Genomic DNA, 19,331 nt, shown 5'->3' on the forward strand with positions numbered 1-19,331 from the left:
CGTCGGCGAATGGCTTCGGCTGGGGCGGGCGGCCATGCGACAATGCGGTCTCGAAAAATTCCAATGGCATTGACGAGCGGTGCTCGGCGCCCGCTTTCCGGCGACGACCGCTTTTTTCTCTATGGCAGATTCCGCAGCATCCACGCAGTCCCGGCCTCAGCGCACCGCTTCGAAGAAGCGGCGTCAGGCCACCGTCTCGACCGAAACTGAAAACAAGCTGGCGCGCGCCGCGCGCTCGGCACAACGTCTCGCGCAACTGAGCGATGCCTCACGCGACGACAGCACGCTCGACCTGTTCCCCGACGATCCCACCCGCGCCACGCTGGAGGCGATGAACATCGACGTCCGGCAAGGCACGCTGCACGGCTTCGAATTACCCGATGTCGTGCTGGCCGCGGTCGGCGTGATCGACGCCGATGGCTTGTCGCTGGAGGCAAGGGCGGCGCGCCGCGCGCCGCGCGCCACGAAGTCCGATGAACCGGCGCCCGTGAATGCGCAATTGAGCGGGCTGGAGACGGAGTCCGTCGAGGCGACAACCGTGGCTGGCGGAGCGCTGGTTTCCGGGGATGCGAAGGCGGCCGCAGAAGCGCCGGTGGCATCGGCATGTGATTCGGCCGCGCCGCTCACGCCTGCGATGGCGGCGGCGACCGTGGCGCGCAGTGTTACCGCGCTGCGCCAGGCGGCTGAGCCGGGCGCCACGACGGCGGATACGGCCGCTACCTCGACCTCTGGTGGCGCCAGGCTGGCTACGCCGCCGCAGCGCTTTGCGGCGACCTTTGCCAAGGCGACGACGGCCTCGCGAGAAGCAGCGGGCGCTGGAGTTGCGAATGCCGGGGCCGCAAATGCAGGAGCCGCAGATGCCGGAGCCGCGAATGCTGGAGCGGAACGTGCGTCGCCTTCTTCGGAATCCGATGCTGGAACTGCGCGTGCGCTCTCTTCGCCGGAATCCGGAGTCGGCGTGGTGACTGCGGGGTCGAAGCCGGGCGTCAAGCCGTCGGGCAATGTGGCCGCGTCGCTCGCTGCGGGCACACCAGCACCTACCTCCACGCACGCAAGCGCTGGTTTCGCAACGCCCTCGTTTCGGGAAGCTCAGCGCGCCGAAGCGGCTGCGGCGGCACTGCGCGCCGCGCCTGAACTTGACCGTGCGCGGGCAACGGCCTTCGCCGATATCGTCGACGCCCTGTATGGCGTGATCGCCGATCAACGCCACGCCGCGACCGACCATTCACGCCGCATGAAATGGATGCTGTCGATCGTGGTGGGTGCGTTGCTCATGACGGTCGCGATCGGCATCACGCAGACCGTGCTTCTGATGCGCCTGACGCGTGAAACTACCGCCCAGCAGCATCGCATCGAACAGATGATGCAGAACCAGCAGGCCGCCATGGCCAGCTTGCTCGACACCCACATGGCGATGGCCACCGCAGCGGCAGCCAATGCCGCTTCTGGTGCAGCGGCAACGGCGGCGCTCCAGCCTGCCGCAGCCACGCCTGTTCATGCCAAACGCAGCGTGCGAGCACAGCACGTGCACAAGCCGAAAGCAGCCAACTCCCACTGATCTTCAGTGACCGCCGCGCCGTCGAAAGCCGGTCGCGGCGTCAGGCGCCGTCGGTGCCGCCCTGGTCAACCCTCGCAAAAGCGAGACGAGCGCGAAACCCCCGCGCAGCAGGCCGCTGCAGTCCCCACGCTTCAGTAAGCGGAAGCTTTGACCCTCAAATACGAAAAACAGGGACGTTGTCATGATGCGACGCACCATGGATCAAAACCCTGCGGCAACACACCACATCCGGGAAATTGCTGCGTTGCACTAGCTTTTGACTAGGGAAAACCCTATAATGCTTCTTAAGGGAAAACCCTAGCAAATGCAGTAACCAACCGGGAGTCGCCATGAGCTTCATTTTTGCATTGTTCCAAAAGGTCAGCGACCTCTTTGCGTCGCCCCATCTGCCGCTGGATTCAGATTACTCGTATGCAGCGCGTAGCCGCGAAGCAGAGCGCGCGCGCAAAGCGCAAGCTACGTTGTTCGGCATCAAGCTGAGCGACTAAAAAGTAAAGTTGTACGACCCGAGCGCGGACCACCGCGCATGGGTGCGCACGTTGAATGCGCTCGCATCATTGAAGCCACCGCCCGCGAAACGCGAGCCGTGGCTTTTGTTTTTTGGGCGATTGCCGCTTCATTCCTCATCTTCCCGAATATTTCCCGGCCGAAATGAGTGTAACGGCGGCTGACACGGCGTCGCCCTGCCGTTCGGTTGATCCGCCGCGCATCTGCTGCAGACGGGCGGCGAACGCCAAAAAAGCTGCATTTCATCCGTCCCTTTCTACGAAACGTGTGCTTACAAGTGCTCACGTCTTCATGCGGTTTGCACCGCTAAAGTTGATTTCAAGCGTACGGCGTCTGGTCCGAACCCCAAATCGCGGTTCGATGTCGACCGAACACGGACGCCGGCTTGATACAAAACTTTTGCATGGGAGGTCACTATGAAAACCTTTAACAAGATGTCGCGTTCGATCATTGCAACTCTGCTGGCAGGCGGCGCATTGCTCGCGGCTGGCAGCGCTTTTGCCCAGGAACGGGTGATTATCGAGAATGGTCCGGGACCGGTGGTTTATGGCCAGCCTCGCCTGATGCCTGTGGGCGTGTCGATCAACATCGGCTGGCATGGCGATCGTTACTACGACGGTCATCGCTACTGGGCTCATGACGACTGGATGCGTCATCATCCGCACGACTACGATCCGCATCACCACGACGACCGTCGTCCGCCGCCGCCGCGCTATTAATGCGTGCATGACGGCGCCGCGTGTCGCGGCATGAAGTCCGCAAAGCCGGTCTTCCCTCACGGGAGACCGGCTTTGTCACGTTCGGTCTTGCAAGACAGCGTGCTGCGCTATGCTTGAACGCTTTCATCGACGGTAGCGGGAGAGCGGCGTGGACAAGGCAGTCATAGGCGTAGTGGGCACGGGATTGATGGGCGTCGGCATTGCGACGCAAAGCGCATTGCATGGGCACCGGACGATCGTTCACGACGTCGACCCGGCGCGCCTTGCGAGCGTCGTGCCGAAGGCGCAAGCGGTGCTCGACGAACTGATCGACGCCGGCCGCATCGACCACGCCGCCAAACAGGCAGCGCTCTCGCGCATCGAGACACATGCGCAGCTCGAGGTCATGGCCTCGGCGCAATTCGTCATCGAGGCGATTCCCGAGGTGCTTGAACTGAAGCATCGCCTATATGGGTCGTTAGCCGGGTTGATGGCGGACGATGCAATCCTCGTGAGCAACACCAGCGGTTTTCCACCTGATCAACTAGCCACTCCGTTGCGCGCGAAGGAGCGTTTTCTGATCGCGCATTTCTGGAATCCACCGCACATGATCCCGCTCGTCGAAGTGGTGCCGGGTACCGCTACCGCGCCGGAAGTCACCGGGCAGACCGCCGCGTTGATGAGCGCAATCGGCATGGAGCCCGTGGTGCTGACGAAAGCGATTCCGGGTTTTGTCGGCAACCGATTGCAGTTCGCGGTGCTGCGCGAGGCGCTGAACATCGTGCGTTCAGGGGCTGCCACGCCCGACGTGGTCGATCGGGTCATGAAGGCATCGCTCGGGCGCAGGTGGGGGATTGTCGGGCCGTTCGAGGGCGCGGACATGGGCGGTCTCGACACCTTCCTCGACATCTCCACGCATCTGATGCCGGAACTCGCGAAAGACGAAGACGTACTCGATCTACTGCGCACGCAGGTCAACGCGGGGCGCGTTGGCGTGCGCAGTGGTGCTGGTTTTTATGAATGGGACGAGGCACATCTGGCGCAAGTCAAGGAAGGCCGCAAGCGGGTGATTAGTCGCGGTTGATGGTGTTACGCCCGCGTGTAGATCAAAACTGGCGGGGCCACCCTGACACCGAATCAGGCTGCCGTCTATCCGGCGGTTCAATCCGGAAATGCATCGGGGACTGGCGCCGGAACCAACGCGGCTAGGGCCGGAATGGACGGCCCTCTGCCGTTGACCCCGGTTATCATCCTCCGTAAAAAATGAGTCGACCATGAGTACGTTCAAAACGGATCTCTATGAAATCTGCAAAGACGTGGCCCGCGAGTTCACCGGCTGGACCTTCACATCCGGTCAGTTCAAGAGCAAGTCGCTGAAGCACACAGATCTCATCATCCATCCCGGTTTCGGCTTCGAGCATGGAACAACACCGCTTCAACCCAGCGTCACGATAGACAACAAGAGAGCGATGAAGCTGTCTAAATTGCTGCTGGGCATCGAGCGCTCTACCTCCATCGTTAGCTTTCAGGTCGTATCCCAGTTGCTTAAACATACGCCGGTCAATCTGAGGCTTGGAGGTTGGGTCGTCGAAGGCAGGGAGGCGTTCCTCGCAGCCGCCCCGAACCCCAAGGCTATCGCAGACCAGATTGTCGATTTCGCCGAGGTTCGCGCTGTTTTGGTGGCAACGATGAGGGACGGCATTTCGTTTGTCGAAACGCATTACGACTTGAGTACTGAAGAAAACCTTCTTAAAGGTTTGCCTGCGAAGTACACGACGCGACACGCTAACTCTCCGTACGACCAGATGGAGATGCAGAAAGGGGTCATGGTTTGCATAGTTCACGTCTTGTTGGGGGATTTCGATTTTGTCGAACGCTATTCGAGCGACGCTTTCGAGACGATATTTCCGAAACGCGTTGAAGAACTCAACAGGATTCTTGCGGCGTTGCCGGAGTTGAAGAGACGCTATGCCGAAACAGGCTCGGTTATCTAGGGAATTTCTCGACGGTTGAGTTACTGGTTTGTGGGGGGACGCGGCATCGACCGCCGAACTGGTTTACTCGATTGAGTATGAAGATGGCTCGTCGGTTGAGATCCATGAATCGCTGCTTGAACGAGATGTTGCAGGTTAAGCGCGTACCGCATATTGCCCGGACGGCCGCCGAGACACAAACCCGGCCCGAGAGCCGGGTTTGTGCTTTATGGTGTGGGCAAACCTTGCAACGTTGTTGATCGATTTGTGCAATTCGCGCTTGTTGCGTGTGCGGCACCGGCTAGCCAGAAAAGCCTCTTTACGACTTCGCACCGGAAGTCCTCGTTGCGGTGCGTTTCCTTCGAGGTTTGCATTGCGCTCTGAATCCATTCGGTGGCTGAATCCAGGTTTGTATTCGGCTGCGTGTCGAGCGGCGACGCCGGGCCGTCACCGGCCAGGGTGCCAGTTCCATTACAGGAGCATTCCAGAGAGGTTTGCAATTCCAAAGTGCTGCCTTGAGCGCCGAGGAAGTTCCTGAGAATAAGACCCGCATTCCGGTAACACTTGAAGATGGAACAGAGGCGATTGTTGTGCCCGATGGAATCAAAGGGCAGACATTCATCGAAGTCAAGGACGTGAAAGACATATACAACTTGTAGCAGTTCCGAGGTTACTTCGTATCGGACAATGCAATTCAATTGATTGTTAGTCCCAACACGCAGGCCATCTCCGGGCCGCTTCAGGCGTTTGTCAATAGGTCGGGAGGATCGATTCGAGTGTACGATCCCGGAACCGGTAAGTTCACGCCGTGGGGCAGGTCATGAGGAACCCAGAATGAAATTTAAAGATCCGGTCTGCGTCAACGTGTTGAGTCCGCTGTCGCTACGCTCTCCAATGGACTTTCTCAGGGCCGTGCGCACCTATGAGGAGGTGTTTCCGAATGTCCTTCCAGAAAAATGGGGATGGTGGGAACCGCTCGATCGAGCGTTCGATGCACAAAATATTGAGGCCCTCGTTCCTGCTGCAGGAACATGTGAAACAGTTTTCTGGCAACGTAAGAAGTGCCCGAAAGCCGAGGGGGCATTCTCTGTCCGATGGCGTAGCAAGTCGCCTATGGTCAAAGATACTCACTCAAACATTGACTTGACCTTGGAATTGGCGGACGTAGAGCAGGACTTACTTGTTCACGCCTTGGAAACATTGAGCGTACGTACGGAAGCAGACATCGCTATTCTTGATGTTGCGAATGCTCGTTACGAGGACTTTGCATTCGACAGTGCGTCTGCACCATTTGGCGAACGCTTCATGCTTGTGACTCACGTACTGCGTCATTGGCTGCCGGACGTGTTTTGGGGAACCGTTTTCGGTCCTCCCTATGTTCGGCTATTTGGCAAGGATCGACTGATGAGTGCACCGGCAGCGGTCGTGAAGGAACTCGGAGAAGAAATGATCTATCTTCAGTTGACCGACAAGCTAGCCGATACAATTTTCAATTTCGATGCGGTGCTAGCCAGTCGTTTAGCGGTCAAGGCGCATCTGGCTGTTGATGCCTTTTTTCAATCCGAACGTGCCTACGACCGGGCCGAGAAAGGACCGACGGGCGACCTTTTTGCCACTCCCGAGTTTCAGTTGCGCGTAGACGAAAAAGAATAGAAATAGTCAGCGTGCATGCCATCCGATTTGCATCCCTTGTCGTCGAGAGCGAGCTGACGCGGGGTTGTTAGAAAATCCTCCCCGCGACTTCGCGGCGTGTGTCTTCGTCCAGAGGAAGGATCTTGGAAGATTACGTTTTTCGCGAGACGGCAGGTCAATAGCGAGCACGGAGCAGATAATGATTGTTCGAAAATCCTTGCTGTTCACTGCACTCTTCTCTGCAGGATGTGCTGCGCTCTCTGCATGTATCTGGACTTCAGAAACCGACTCCCCCGCGCACGCTAAAAAATCTGGTCGGAACGCTGTCAGTGAGCCAGACACCGTTCTCCGCCAGAAAAAACTTGAAACCTTCCCGATACATGCGCAAGGCTTGAATCTCAAGAATCACAGGACCGCCGTATCGCTTTCCCACCGCGAGGGCAGTCGATTCATCCGCCGACAGATGCACATGGTGACGAGCGCCCGCCTTCAACCCTTGCTCACGAATCGATTCGAGAAAACGTATCGCGGTTCCGTGATAAAGAGTTTCTGGCGGCTCTGTCTCGACATACTCGCGTTGTACGGCAGGCGTCGAATGTCCTTGTACCGCGCGAATACATGCACCATCTTCGGATATGGCAAAACGTTTCTTGTCGTTGGTCGACACGACAGCGTGGATGATAGTCCGGTCGAGTGTTCGGCCCTGTTTGGCCGCTCCTGCAATGAGGCTCTCGATATCAGCCCAACCTTCCGTGTCGAGTTGTAGGCCGATGCTCTGCGGTTCATGGCGGAGTACGTAGCTTAAAAATTTGCTGATCTCGTTGAGTTGCTTACTATCTATGTCCATTCTTCGATGTTCCCTGAGATTTGGCTCGGGCGATGATCGGATGTACGCGGAGTCGTTGGAAACCGGTGTAGATTGATACAGCCTACAGACTGTAAATGAAATATACAGGTTTAAGCCTGTAAATCGCATTGACAGGCTTGCATCTGCTTTAGCGGTCTTCCGAAGGCTTAACCCAGAATCCAGTCAGAACGTGGTAGCCCGAGCGTCCTGCGGCTCTCAAGGCGCAAGCCAACGGGACGTCGACAACTGCTGTTGCTGGAGTGAATCGGACAACTGGGCAGGTTATCGCGGTCCCTGTCAAAATTAGCTAATAGTAGAAAACGAGTGACTCATGGGAAAAACTGACAACACGAAAGATCTGCAGGCAGGTATTGCACACGTGCAGGCTCACCAACAGGTACTGTCCGATAACCTGGAATTGTTTCTGAAGCACGTCCAGGACGGGACAGGCGACGTCTATTCGTGCTTGCTTAGCTTACGCAGCCATGCTTCCGCATCCTCGCTGGTTGCGTGGTTCGCCAATCGGAATCTGGACTTATTCAAACAGTGGTGCTACGCGGAAGCAAAGCTTTCGCGGATGCTTTTTCAGCGGCAGCCACGCAACTGGTATCCAGCTTTTCTGCTGTTGGCGCCGTTATTGTCCGATCATGAGCCATTGATCGATTGGTTCGCGCATTATGAACTCCCTTTCGATATGAATCGTGCCGACGATATGTCGACCGCCGACTTTCACGGATATCAGGCGTTGCTAGCGACACGGGGCGATTGGGATGCACTGGAGAAGAGGTGTTTGAGAATTCTCGACAATCCCGTCGCCGCGCAGAAAAAGTATGAGGTCGATCATCGCTTTTATCTTGCTCTCGCGCGCGGCGATCTGGGCGGAATGGAGTCCGCACTGGGCGAACTGACTTCGCCAAAAATCGCACGTGTTCGCAACGTGGAACAGGCGTTTGGTTTCACCAGGAAGCTAATAGGAACACACGCGGTAATCTACGCAAAGATCGCGTGGCGACACGGATACAAGGTACAGATTCCGTCTCCACTTGTACCCGCCGAATGGTTGCCTGTCGCTCCGTTGGCGTCTTACGAGGACCCCTATGGTTTCATGAAAAACTTCGACATTAATATGCCGGTGGGCTAGTTTCGCGTGGCGCCGGTAAAGCCGGAGGCCGGGGATGTGCCGCTCGCTCACGGTGAGGCAGCGGCCGCAACTCTAATTTGTATTAGCCTGGTTTGATCCGACAGCAGCACTTTGTCTTATGCGCCCCCAGCAGCCCCAGCAAGTCTGCGGTATAAATATCTCCCGCCTCACCCGCAGACCCCAGCACAAACCCATGCCCCACTACTTCTACAACCCCGCCACCGGTCACGGCCTCCCGCACGACCCGTTCAAAGCCATCGTCGCTCCGCGCCTGATCGGCTGGATTTCCTCACGTGCCACCGACGGCACGTTGAACCTCGCGCCCTACAGCTTCTTCGGCGCGTTCGCCAGCTTCCCGCCTATCATCGGCTTCTGCAGCGAAGGCCGTAAAGACAGCATCGCCAACATCGAAGCGACTGGCGAATTCGTCTGGAATCTGTCCAGCAAGCCGCTCGCCGAGCAGATGAACCGTTCCTCCGCACCGGTCGCGCCGCACGTCGACGAATTCGAACTCGCCGGCCTGACGCCCGCACCCGGTCGCAACGTCGCTGTGCCGCACGTCGCCGAATCGCCGGCTGCGCTCGAATGCAAGCTGCTGCAAGTCGTCCGTCTTCACACGCTAGAGGGCGAGCCGATGGACAACTACCTGTCGCTAGGCCAAGTAGTCGGCGTCCACATCAACGAGGCCTACCTGAAAGACGGCCTGTTCGACACCCATGCCGCGCAGCCGATCATGCGCGCCGGCTACCGCGCGGACTACGCGGAAATTGGCGAGATGTTCCAGATGTTCCGACCGACCGCATAAGCACCCAAAGCGTTTGAATCATCTCGCGCCGCGCAATGCGGCGCGGCACCCACCCGGTCGCCCCCGCAACACGCAAAACCAGAACCCCGCAAACTGGCCCGCTTGATGCTTGCAACCGACGCTCAACGCGTCGTTTTCAACTGCCGGCTCACTCAAGAGGAGCGCGATCATGTCCACCGAATTCGCCACGCAGTTCAGCCATATCCGTCCGCAAGACACGTCCTACGTGGATCAGGGCCTACGCGATTTTTTTCTGTACCGTGATTTAGGCATCGCGCAGGCAACCGGCGGCAAGGTGCTCGCGCAACTCGTCAAGGCGAATCACGCACCAGAGCAAGGCACGGGTTGGCACCGCCATGAGGCCGATTTCCACATTGTGATCATGCTGAAGGGGTGGGCGCGGTTCATGTATGGCGACAAGGAGACGCTCGTCGCCGCGGGCGATTGCGTGCACCAGGCGCCGGGCATCGTCCACTATCTGTTCGATTACTCGGAAGATATGGAGTACATCGAAATCGTGTCGCCGGCCGATTTCAAATCCATCGAAGTCGAAGGCCCGTGCGAGGTGCCGGCGGTGCAGCCATGGAAGAGCGTCGCGGTTTGACTCAAGATTGCGTCGCGGGTGGGCGCCGGCGCGGCGCCCGTGACGCCTGCCGCGGCTTGGTGACGGAGCCGCTTTCGTTCGACGCGGCAGCAATCACGCTGGCATCTGCGACAACATCGACCACCGCCGCAGCCGCCGGTGCTGCCGCCATCACCTCCGAAGCCACCGCCGCCGACATCGGCTGAATCGTGCGCGCCCGCGAACTCACCGCCACCGCACGCGGTTCATTGTCGTAGATCACTGCTCGCACGCGCGGATAAATCTGCCGCTCCCACCGATGTCCATTGAACACGCCATAGTGCCCCACACCGGTTTGCACATGATGCGTCTTCAGATACGGCCTTAATTTGTCGCACATGTCCTGCGCGGCGAGCGTCTGCCCGACCGCGCAGATATCGTCCTTTTCGCCTTCCACGGTCAGCAGCGCAGTACGACGAATTTTTGAAGGCTCCACAAGCCGCCCGCCCACCGTGAGCTCATGCAACGGCAGCGCATGTCGCTGAAAAACTGTATCGACAGTCTCCAGATAGAAATCGGCGGTCAGGTCCATCGTCGCGAAGTATTCTTCGTAGAAGGTGTGGATCGTGTCGGCCTTCGCCGGATCGCCTTTGGCGCGCTCGTAGTGCATCGTCTCGAACGAGTCGAGATGACGGTTTAGATTCATCGACATAAACGCAGTCAACTGCACGAAGCCGGGATACACGCGACGATGCGCGCCCGCAAAACCGAACGGCACCGCGCTGATCAGGTTCTGTTCGAACCACTCGATCGGTTTGCTCTTGGCCAGTTCGTTGACACGCGTCGGGTTGATGCGCGTATCGAGCGGACCCGCCATCAGCGTCATGCTGGCGGGTTGCGCGGGGTTGTCGTCGGCGGCCATGAGGGCGACCGCGGCCAACGCGGCGACAGTCGGCTGACACACCGCCAGCAGGTGCGTACCCGGCCCGATCGCCTCAGTGAAATCGATCACATGCTGCACGAATTCGTCGAAGCCGAAGCGGCCCTGACCCAACGGCACATCGCGCGGGTTGTGCCAATCGGTGACGTAGACGTCGTGTTCGGCCAGCATCGTGCGCACGGTGCCGCGCAGCAGGGTCGCGAAGTGACCGGACATAGGCGCGATCACCAGCACGCGCGGCTGCGGATGCGAAAGGGAGGCATCCTTACGGAAATGCAACAGCGAACAGAACGGCGTGTGCGCGGCCACTTCCTCGACGATCCGTACGGATTTGCCTTCCGTCACCACGGTATCGATGTCGAACGGCGGCCTGACAGGCGTGAGCCCGGCGAGCGTCAGCAACTCGCAGCTTGCGCGTAGCGAGCGCCCATGCGACGTATCGCCAAACGCGGGCCATGCGTCGAGCGAATGATTCACCAGTGCCGCGCCGTGCCGAATCGGCAGCATCAGGTCGGCGAAAGCCTGGTATGTGGGATATGCGAACAGGTTCATAACCTTCGCACGAGTGCAGGAAAGGAAGGAGCCCGAATAGAGGCAAGTCATGTGCCAATCGCGCGGTTGCACCGGCATGGCCGTCCCTGCGCGTTGGCATAGCATTTGCGCCAGTTGTCAAAGCGGGCCGAATTTGCCGCGCTTTGGTGCGCCCGCGCACGGCAACGTGCATGGGCGGTGTCAGGCGTCGGCGGAACGCCTCATCTGGAGGAGAAACGTATGGCGAATACCACGCTCACCATCAGCAGCAAGAATTATTCGTCCTGGTCGCTGCGGGGCTGGCTGCTGACGAAGTTCAGTGGTCTGTCTTTCGAAGAGATCGTGATGCCGATCGACGATCCCGCGGCGCGCGCCGAGTTGCTGCTGCTGTCGCCGTCGATCCTGGTGCCGTGTCTCTTTCATGACGGCATCAAGATCTGGGACACCCTGGCGATCGCCGAATATCTGAACGAGTTGAAGCCGGAAGCGGCGCTATTGCCGAAAGACATCCGCGCGCGAGCACATTGCCGCTCGATTTGCGGCGAGATGCATTCGGGTTTTGCTTCGCTACGCTCGGCCCTGCCGATGAATCTGAAAGCGCATTTTCCGGGCTTCAAGGTGTGGGCGAGGGCGCAGTCGGATATCGACCGCATCGTGACGATCTGGAGCGAGTGCCTGAAGCAGTACGGCGGGCCGTTTCTGTTCGGCGAGCGCAGCGCGGCAGACGCGATGTACGCGCCGGTGGTGACGCGCTTCGTGACCTATGACGTCAAGCTGGACCCGGAGATCGTCGACTACGGGCAGCGCATCATGGCGTTGCCCGAGATGCAGCAATGGATCGCGGACGCACAGCAGGAAGTGGAAGAGATCGACGAACTGGATGTGGAGTTTTGACGATGGCGCAGGCTAATGCCGGCGCGGGGCAGCATGCCGCGCGCCGACACAAAGGCAACGCCTTAATCCCGCCCGGCTTCCAGCTTGAACACGCTAACCACCTGCGCAAGCCGCGCAGCCTGATCGCGCAACTCGGCCGCCGCGAGTTCAGCCTCGCTGACAATCGTCGCATTCTGCTGGGTTGCCTCGCCGATCTGGGTGACAGCAAGGTTGACCTGCTCGATGCCGCCCGATTGCTCGCGTGACGCAACGCTGATTTCCGCCATGATCGCGCGCACCTGGCCGACCTGTTGAACGATGCCTTGCATCGTCGAGCTGGCCTCTTCGGCGATCCGGAAACCGCTTTGAACGGTCGCGGTGGAAGCGGCGATCAACTGCTCGATCTCCTTTACCGACGCCGCGCTGCGCTGCGCGAGCGCGCGCACTTCCGACGCCACCACTGCAAAGCCCTTGCCGTGCTCACCGGCGCGCGCGGCTTCCACGGCGGCGTTCAATGCAAGGATATTGGTCTGGAACGCGATGCCTTCGATCACGCTGGTGATCTCGGCGATCTTCTGCGACGAGCGGCTGATCTCGCCCATCGTCGAGACCACGCGTTCGACGGCGCGGCCGCCTTCGAGCGCGGCGTCCGCGGCATGCGTGACGAGCGTATTGGCCTGAGCGGCATGGTCGGCGTTCTGCTGCACAGTCGACGTGATCTGTTCCATGCTGGCCGCCGTTTCTTCGAGGCTGCTCGCTTGCGTGGCAATCCGCGCGGCGATGTTGCCGCTGCCGGAGGCGATCTTTTCAGTGCCTTCCGACATGTCCGCCGATGCATTGCGCACTTGCGAAACAATGCGCGCGAGACCTTCGCCGATGCCGTCGATCGACTGCATCAGGCGGCCGATTTCGTCGGCCCGCGTATTCGCGCCCTTGACGCCGCCAGCCACGCGCACGCTCAGATCGCCCGAAGCGAAGCGCTCGGACGCCTTTGCGGCTTCATCGAGCGGACGGCTCACGAGACGGCGCACGGCAATCAGGAACACGATCGCGAACGCGCCGACCAGCGCAAAACCGATCAGCAGGAATTTATTGCGCGTGGCGCTCACCTCCGCCATCACCTCGTCGCGCGGCGCGATGCCGCCCACCAGCCATTGCCATTGCGGCACGGTGATGAACGACACGAATTTGTCGCGCGCGTTGCGCTCGCCGAGTGTCGCGTCGGCGGAGCTGAATTCGAGCTGGCCTTCCTTCATGTCGAGCATTTGCTGATACGGTGCATTCGCGTTGTCCGCGTTCTGGCCGGCGGCGGCCGGGTGCACGATCAGCTTGCCGCGATCCGCGCCCTTCGAGGCGTTGACCACGAAGTAATAGCCGCTATCGCCGATTTTCAGATTGCTGATGCCGTCTTCGACCGACTGGATTTCCTTGTCCACATTCACGCCGACGAACAGCGCGCCGATCACGCGACCGCTCGCATCCGTGATCGGCCGATATTGGGTAATCCACCGTTTGCCAAAGAGCGCTGCAAGTCCCGTATACGATTTGTTCGCGAGAATCGGCGCGTACGCGGGCCCCTTGCGGTCGAGCAGCGTGCCGATGGCGCGCGAGCCGTCCTGTTTCTTCAGCGAAGTCGTCACGCGGACGAAATCGTCGCCGCTGCGGGCGAACACGGTGGCCACCGCGCCGCTGCGTTCGAGAAACTGGTCGGGAATCGAGAAATCCATGTTCAGGACTTTGTCGCCGGCCTTGATGGTTGGCGTGGCGACGCCGTTGACGTCGACTTTCTGGCTCTCGTCTAGCGTGTAGCCGGTGGGCAGGAAGCTGGCGAACAGCGACGTCGAGCGATCGACTTCCGCCGACAGCGCCTCGTCGAACAGCGTGATCATGGCGGCGATCGAGCGGTCTTTGTCGGCGATGCGCTGCAGCACCTGATCGCTGACCTGCTGGCCGGCGCTGCGCGTGAGCGCCCACGTAAAGGCGGCAAAAATCAGGGCCACCAGCGCGCACGACAGCACGGCGAGCCGGGCGCCAACGCTGGCGCGGCGCAAAGAGAGAAATTCCATGGGTATTCGACGTAAAGGAAGACATGCGGCGTGTAAACCATGCGAATGCATGGTTTACCCCTATGTCATGATTACGGCCGAATTGCGCACATCTTTAGCGATTTCGAAGGCTTTTCGTAATATAGCGCTGCATATTGCCGTCAACGTGCCGACGCGCCGCGCCAGGTGCGCAGCAGGAGTGCGTTGGTGACGACGCTGACGCTCGAGAACGCCATTGCCGCACCGGCCAGCATCGGGTTTAGCAAGCCGAAGGCGGCCAGCGGAATGCCGATCAGGTTGTAGACGAACGCCCAGAACAGGTTCTGCTGGATCTTGCGCCAGGTCCGGCGCGAAATGTCGATGGCGTCGGCCACCAGCGCCGGATCGCCGCGCATCAGCGTGATGCCGGCCGCCTGCATGGCCACGTCGGTGCCGGTCGCCATGGCGATGCCGATGTCGGCGGCGGCGAGCGCGGGAGCGTCGTTGATGCCGTCGCCCACCATCGCGACGATGCCGGCGCTGCGGATCTTCAGATCGTGGATCACCCGGGCTTTGTCGTCCGGCAGCACTTCCGCATGGAATTCGGCAATGCCAAGCGCCTGGGCGACGCTCGCCGCACTGCCGCGGTTGTCGCCGGTAATGAGCACGCTTTTGATGCCCATTTGGGCGAGCCGTTCGACGGCCGCGCGCGCGGTCGGTTTAACGGTGTCGCCAAAGGCGATCAGGGCGAGCGCGGCGGGCGCAAGCGGCGCGCGCTGCATGAGCCACGAGACGGTGTTGCCGGCGGCTTCGAGCTGTTTTGCGCGCTCGGCGAATTGCGCCGGCAACACGATGCCGAGTTCGTTGAGCCAGCGCGTGCTGCCCAGCGCGAGAGTACGACCATCGACCTCGGCTTCCACGCCGCGTCCGGGCACCGCGCGTGCGGCGCTCGCGGTAAGTGTCGCAAGCGACGACCGCGTTGCGACCTTCGCCGGCGATTCTTCAACTGCGTTATCGTCCCGCAGATCGTCCGCCTGAGTTGCCTCATACGCCTTCACCACGGCCTGCGCCAACGGGTGATCGCTATGCCGCTGCACCGTTGCGGCGAGCGCCAGCGCCTCGTCGCGCCCGACGCCGCCGATCGCCTCGAACGCCGTCACCGACGGTTGCCCGAGCGTCAGCGTGCCGGTTTTATCGAATGCGACGATAGTCACCCGATGCGCGGTTTCCAGCGCTTCGGCGTCCTTGATCAGCACGCCGCGCCGCGCGGCCACGCCGGTGCCGGCCATGATGGCGGCGGGCGTCGCCAGGCCGAGCGCGCACGGACAGGCGATCACCAGCACGGCGACCGCGTTCAGAATCGCGGTTTCACCTCCGGCGCCTGCAATCAGCCAGCCCACCAGTGTGAGCGCCGCAATCGCCAGAATCGCCGGCACGAAGATTTCGCTGACACGGTCGACCAGACGTTGGATCGGCGCCTTCTCGGCTTGCGCGTTTTCCACGAGGCGGATGATTCTGGCCAGAGTCGTTTCCGCGCCAATCGCGGTGGTTGTCACCGCAATCGCGCCTTCGCCGTTGATCGACCCGGCGGTGACCGGATCGGTGGCCTGCTTCGGTACAGGAAGGCTTTCGCCGGTAATCAGCGATTCGTCGATATGGGTGCGGCCTTCGAGCACCGCGCCGTCGACCGGCACGCGCTCGCCGGGACGCACGATCACCACCGTGCCGACCCGCACTTGTGCGAGCGGCACTTCGCGCTCGTCCGCGCCGACGCGGATGCGCGCCCGGTCCGGGCGCAGTGCGTTGAGCGCGCGGATTGCATCCGTGGTCTGGCGCTTGGCGCGTGCCTCGAGCCATTTGCCGAAGCGCACCAGCGTGATCACCACCGCCGAGGCTTCGAAGTACAGATGGGTCATGTCGCCACGATGGGTCGCCAGTTCGTAGACGCTGATTCCATAAGCCGCCGACGTACCGAGCGCCACCAGCAAGTCCATGTTCCCGGCGCCGGCCCGCACCGCACGATAGGCCGCACGATAGAAGCGCGCGCCGAACACGAACTGCACGATCGAGGCGAGGCCGAGCTGCAGCCACGGAGAAAGCATGGTGTGCAGGCCAAACCATTCGCCGACCATCGGCAGGGCGAGCGGCAGCGTCAGTGCGGCGGAGATGAGCACGGCCGCCAGTTCGCGGCGGGTTTGGTTGTGTTTGTTTTCTGAGGCAGAAGCGAGGGCAGCCGCGTCGGCGAGGGACGCCGGTGCGTCTGGCGGCGCCACCAGCGTCGCCTCGTAGCCTGCTTTCCTGACTGCCGCGATTAGCGCGTCGGGGTCGGCGCCGGGGCTCGCGTCGTCTGGATTGACGCTCGCCGTTTCGGTCGCCAGATTCACCGATACGCTCGCGACGCCTGGCACCTTGGCAAGCGCCTTTTCGACGCGCATCGCGCACGAGGCGCAGGTCATCCCGCCGATGTCGAGTTCGGTGGTTCTGGAGGGCGTGGCGTCCGCGGGACGCGGCGGTGTGGCAAGTTCGGTCATGGTAGGCAAGCCTGTTCGCGGCATTGGACCGCATCATGAGCCGAGTATTAACCTTCCCATGATAGGAATGTCAAGGATGTTTTTGTCGCACGACCGTTAGCGAGGTCGTTGGGCAAAAAAGCTCAGAATGGCGGCGGCGCGTCCAGCATCGCCTGGCCAACGGCCTTCTGCTCGTCGCCGGTGCGTGCCAGCAGGGTGTCGGCCGCGCCGCGCCGGTCGGCGGCTTCCTTGTTCTGGCCGAGTTTCCATTTGCCGACCAGTCGCGTGACCTCGATCTCCAGACCGACGATCGCCCCCAGCATCTGGGCGATATAGTCGGCCGGCGCGTCGCCCATCTTCCAGGGCACCGGCTCGCCCGCCTCCATCTTGCGGGTGAGCCGCGCGACGAGGCCGCGCAAGAACGCCTCGTCGTCGCGCACGACGATCCGGCCATGCGCGTGCACCACCATATAGTTGTAAGTCGGCACCTGACGATGCGTCGCGTGCTTGCTGGGATACCAGGTTGGCGAGATATAGGCGGCGGGGCCCTGGAAAATGACGAGCGTTTCCGGGTTCGCGGCGACTTCCTGCCAGACGGGGTTGGCCCGGGCGACGTGAGCGCGGAGGATGCCGTGGGTCTGGGCGCCTGCGTCAGCCTCTCCGGTTGCTGGCTTTGCGTCGAATTCGAATGGCAAATGGTTCGCGTCGAACCCGTCCGGCCCATGGGTAACCAGCGTGCCGAACGGCTGCTCGGCGATCAGGCGATGGAGAACTTCTGGACGGTTCTCTTCAAAATGGGCGGGCATATACATAAAACGCTCCGGGGACAAAAGGACGGCGAGTGACCGGGATGGGTTGCCAGCCGGGCAGAAACCGGCTCGGGAGTGACAAAACCGTTAAACGCACCGCAAATAATATTCGCGCGTTCGTTACAAAGCGCTATTACTGCCTTTGCGCTTGCCTGGCGAACAAGGATACGATACAACCCGATGTTGTCGGCAACACAAGCTGCGGACTCGCTGCGCCCGGCTTAGGGAGGCCGCGCAACCAGGTTTTGCCGCACACCGACGTCTCCCTTAGGACCACACGTTCTGCCACCCGAACGAATGATAAAAAATCGCCAAGAACTGTTTTCGCTTCACTGGACCTGCGCGTCGCTCGCAGGCCTCGCATTTCTGGCCGGTTGCGCGTCGACTCCGTCCACGACGCAAAAAACCACCGGCTGGATCAAGGACGAAGTCGCCGATTCGTATGTGTTCGGCTATCCGCTGGTGCTGATGGGCGTCGCACGCGACGCGGCGGTCGGCACCGATCCGGGCCAGGCGCCGCTCAATACGTTGCGGCACGCGCAGGCCTTGCCGCCGATCGGCGCAGCCAATCCACAGCAGCCGAGCCTCGATACGCTCGATTCAACGGGCTGGCTGGACGTCGGCAGCGAGCCGGTGATCGTGTCGCTGCCCGACTCGCGCGGCCGCTATGTCGATGCCCGCGTGCTCGACATGTGGACCAACGTGGTGTGGTCGACCAGCGCACAGTTCGCCACCCGCGCAGCGGGCATCAAGGCGCAAACGATTGCTTTCGTTGGCCCCGGCTGGCAGGGCGATTTGCCCAAGGGCGTGACGCGCGTCGACGTGCCGACCCGCAACGCATGGGTGAGCGTGCGTATCCAGTCGAACGGCACGCGTGACCTCACAGCGGTGCGCAAGCTGCAGCGCGCGATTCGCGTCGCGCCGCTGAGCGTTTACGCCGGCGGCACGCGCTCGGCGTCGATTGCGGCGCCGCGCAGCACGGCCGCCGATGCCGCAGTGGCCGCTTCCGGCACACCGGCCGCGCAAGTTGCCGCGCTCGACGCGAACAGCTTTTTCAGCCGCCTCGCGCAGGCGCTGCCGGACAACCCGCCGACGCCGGCTGATCCGCATGCGCTGAAAATTCTTTCCGACTTCGGCGTGACGCCGGGTGACCCGGTGAAGCTGCCGAACTCGCCCGACGTGATTGCTGCGGGTCTTGCCGACGGTCACGAGCGTGTCGTCACGCCGCCGTCCAATCTGCTGAGCGGCAATGGCTGGAGCTGGTTTGGCGACGGCGTCGGCAGCTACGGCCCTGACTACGCGATGCGGGCATACGCTGCGGCGACCCAGTCGGGCATTGGCACGAAGGAAGATGAAGTGCGTGCGGTCGTCACCCAGGACAGCGACGGTCATGCGCTCAACGGCGCAAACCGCTATGTGATCCACTTCGCGCCGAACCAGTTGCCGCCGGTGCGTGGTTTCTGGTCGATCACCGCCTATACGAAGGACGGCGCGTTAGGCGAAAGCGCGCCGGCGCGTCTGGCGGTTGGCGATCGCAACGGCGCGCGCCGCAATCGCGACGGTTCGCTCGACGTGACGGTGTCGTCGGCGCGTAGCAAGAGCGGCAATTGGCTGCCGGCGCCGCGCGCCGATCTGCAACTGGTGCTGCGCCTGTACGCGCCGAAACCGCAAGCGACTGACGGCAGTTGGCAACCGCCGGCTGTCGTGCGGCAGTGAAGGGCGCAATGACGAGGGCAATGAAGTTCGCCAATGAATTGCCGCAGTGAAATTCGCTGATGAAAAGCGCGAGCACTATGCGTCGCGACTGTGACAGCCATGCATGAGTAGCGCATAAATCGGCCCATGTCCGCCGCTTCGCACCGGCGGACATGCGCGGCTGCAGCATGCAACAATATGTAAGCTGCGCCTGACATTGCTACCC

Annotated in this window: 16 protein-coding genes; 11 read left to right on the plus strand and 5 right to left on the minus strand. The window is 61.3% G+C overall.

Features of this window, described 5'->3' with window-relative positions; all coding sequences use genetic code 11:
- The first annotated feature begins 121 nt into the window (after nucleotides 1-121).
- From PQR67_RS21360 to PQR67_RS21385, 6 genes are all read left to right on the plus strand, one after another.
- Complete coding sequence (locus tag PQR67_RS21360; protein ID WP_408463567.1) at nucleotides 122-1,558, plus strand: hypothetical protein; 1,437 nt, start codon at nucleotides 122-124, stop codon at nucleotides 1,556-1,558.
- A 329-nt stretch (nucleotides 1,559-1,887) separates the two neighbouring features.
- Nucleotides 1,888-2,046, plus strand: coding sequence for a hypothetical protein (locus tag PQR67_RS21365; protein ID WP_183081521.1), 159 nt, complete (start codon nucleotides 1,888-1,890; stop codon nucleotides 2,044-2,046).
- Between the two features lie 435 nt (nucleotides 2,047-2,481).
- The gene (locus PQR67_RS21370; RefSeq protein WP_408463570.1) at nucleotides 2,482-2,784 is read left to right on the plus strand and encodes a hypothetical protein; all 303 of its coding nucleotides are present in this window, start codon (nucleotides 2,482-2,484) and stop codon (nucleotides 2,782-2,784) included.
- Between the two features lie 148 nt (nucleotides 2,785-2,932).
- Nucleotides 2,933-3,847, plus strand: a complete 915-nt coding sequence (locus PQR67_RS21375) for a 3-hydroxyacyl-CoA dehydrogenase family protein (RefSeq protein WP_408463573.1) — start codon at nucleotides 2,933-2,935, stop codon at nucleotides 3,845-3,847.
- Between the two features lie 190 nt (nucleotides 3,848-4,037).
- Nucleotides 4,038-4,757, plus strand: a complete 720-nt coding sequence (locus PQR67_RS21380) for a hypothetical protein (RefSeq protein WP_408463576.1) — start codon at nucleotides 4,038-4,040, stop codon at nucleotides 4,755-4,757.
- An 813-nt stretch (nucleotides 4,758-5,570) separates the two neighbouring features.
- Entirely contained in the window at nucleotides 5,571-6,389 is an 819-nt protein-coding gene (locus PQR67_RS21385; protein WP_408463579.1) for a hypothetical protein, read from the plus strand.
- Nucleotides 6,390-6,645: 256 nt separating this feature from the next.
- On the opposite strand, the gene PQR67_RS21390 is transcribed toward PQR67_RS21385, so the two are convergent.
- Entirely contained in the window at nucleotides 6,646-7,215 is a 570-nt protein-coding gene (locus tag PQR67_RS21390) for an RNA 2'-phosphotransferase (RefSeq protein WP_408463582.1), read from the minus strand.
- 331 nt (nucleotides 7,216-7,546) lie between these two features.
- Between PQR67_RS21390 and PQR67_RS21395 the strand changes: the two genes are divergently transcribed.
- The 3 genes from PQR67_RS21395 to PQR67_RS21405 all read left to right on the plus strand — a co-directional run bounded on the left by PQR67_RS21395 (nucleotide 7,547) and on the right by PQR67_RS21405 (nucleotide 9,765).
- A complete protein-coding gene (locus tag PQR67_RS21395) occupies nucleotides 7,547-8,356 on the plus strand; it encodes an Imm49 family immunity protein (protein WP_408463585.1) in 810 nt (269 codons plus the stop codon).
- Nucleotides 8,357-8,549: 193 nt separating this feature from the next.
- Nucleotides 8,550-9,161, plus strand: coding sequence for a flavin reductase family protein (locus PQR67_RS21400; protein WP_408463588.1), 612 nt, complete (start codon nucleotides 8,550-8,552; stop codon nucleotides 9,159-9,161).
- Nucleotides 9,162-9,330: 169 nt separating this feature from the next.
- Nucleotides 9,331-9,765, plus strand: a complete 435-nt coding sequence (locus PQR67_RS21405) for a cupin domain-containing protein (protein WP_408463591.1) — start codon at nucleotides 9,331-9,333, stop codon at nucleotides 9,763-9,765.
- Nucleotide 9,766: 1 nt separating this feature from the next.
- Here the strand turns inward: PQR67_RS21405 and PQR67_RS21410 are convergent, their stop codons facing one another.
- On the minus strand, nucleotides 9,767-11,215 hold the full coding sequence (locus PQR67_RS21410; RefSeq protein WP_408463593.1) for a polyhydroxyalkanoate depolymerase: 1,449 nt from the start codon (nucleotides 11,213-11,215) through the stop codon (nucleotides 9,767-9,769).
- 219 nt (nucleotides 11,216-11,434) lie between these two features.
- On the opposite strand from PQR67_RS21410, the gene PQR67_RS21415 reads away from it, so the two are divergent.
- Complete coding sequence (locus PQR67_RS21415; protein ID WP_408463596.1) at nucleotides 11,435-12,088, plus strand: glutathione S-transferase family protein; 654 nt, start codon at nucleotides 11,435-11,437, stop codon at nucleotides 12,086-12,088.
- A 62-nt stretch (nucleotides 12,089-12,150) separates the two neighbouring features.
- Here PQR67_RS21415 and PQR67_RS21420 read toward each other — a convergent pair whose 3' ends face one another.
- From PQR67_RS21420 to PQR67_RS21430, 3 genes are all read right to left on the minus strand, one after another.
- Complete coding sequence (locus tag PQR67_RS21420; RefSeq protein WP_408463599.1) at nucleotides 12,151-14,133, minus strand: methyl-accepting chemotaxis protein; 1,983 nt, start codon at nucleotides 14,131-14,133, stop codon at nucleotides 12,151-12,153.
- A gap of 140 nt (nucleotides 14,134-14,273) precedes the next feature.
- A complete protein-coding gene (locus PQR67_RS21425; RefSeq protein ID WP_408463602.1) occupies nucleotides 14,274-16,622 on the minus strand; it encodes a heavy metal translocating P-type ATPase in 2,349 nt (782 codons plus the stop codon).
- 122 nt (nucleotides 16,623-16,744) lie between these two features.
- The gene (locus PQR67_RS21430; RefSeq protein WP_408463605.1) at nucleotides 16,745-17,413 is read right to left on the minus strand and encodes an FMN-binding negative transcriptional regulator; all 669 of its coding nucleotides are present in this window, start codon (nucleotides 17,411-17,413) and stop codon (nucleotides 16,745-16,747) included.
- Nucleotides 17,414-17,707: 294 nt separating this feature from the next.
- On the opposite strand from PQR67_RS21430, the gene PQR67_RS21435 reads away from it, so the two are divergent.
- On the plus strand, nucleotides 17,708-19,126 hold the full coding sequence (locus PQR67_RS21435; protein ID WP_408463608.1) for a DUF1254 domain-containing protein: 1,419 nt from the start codon (nucleotides 17,708-17,710) through the stop codon (nucleotides 19,124-19,126).
- The last annotated feature ends 205 nt before the right edge of the window (nucleotides 19,127-19,331 follow it).

The organism is Paraburkholderia fungorum, assembly GCF_046026025.1.
Classification (GTDB): domain Bacteria; phylum Pseudomonadota; class Gammaproteobacteria; order Burkholderiales; family Burkholderiaceae; genus Paraburkholderia; species Paraburkholderia fungorum_E.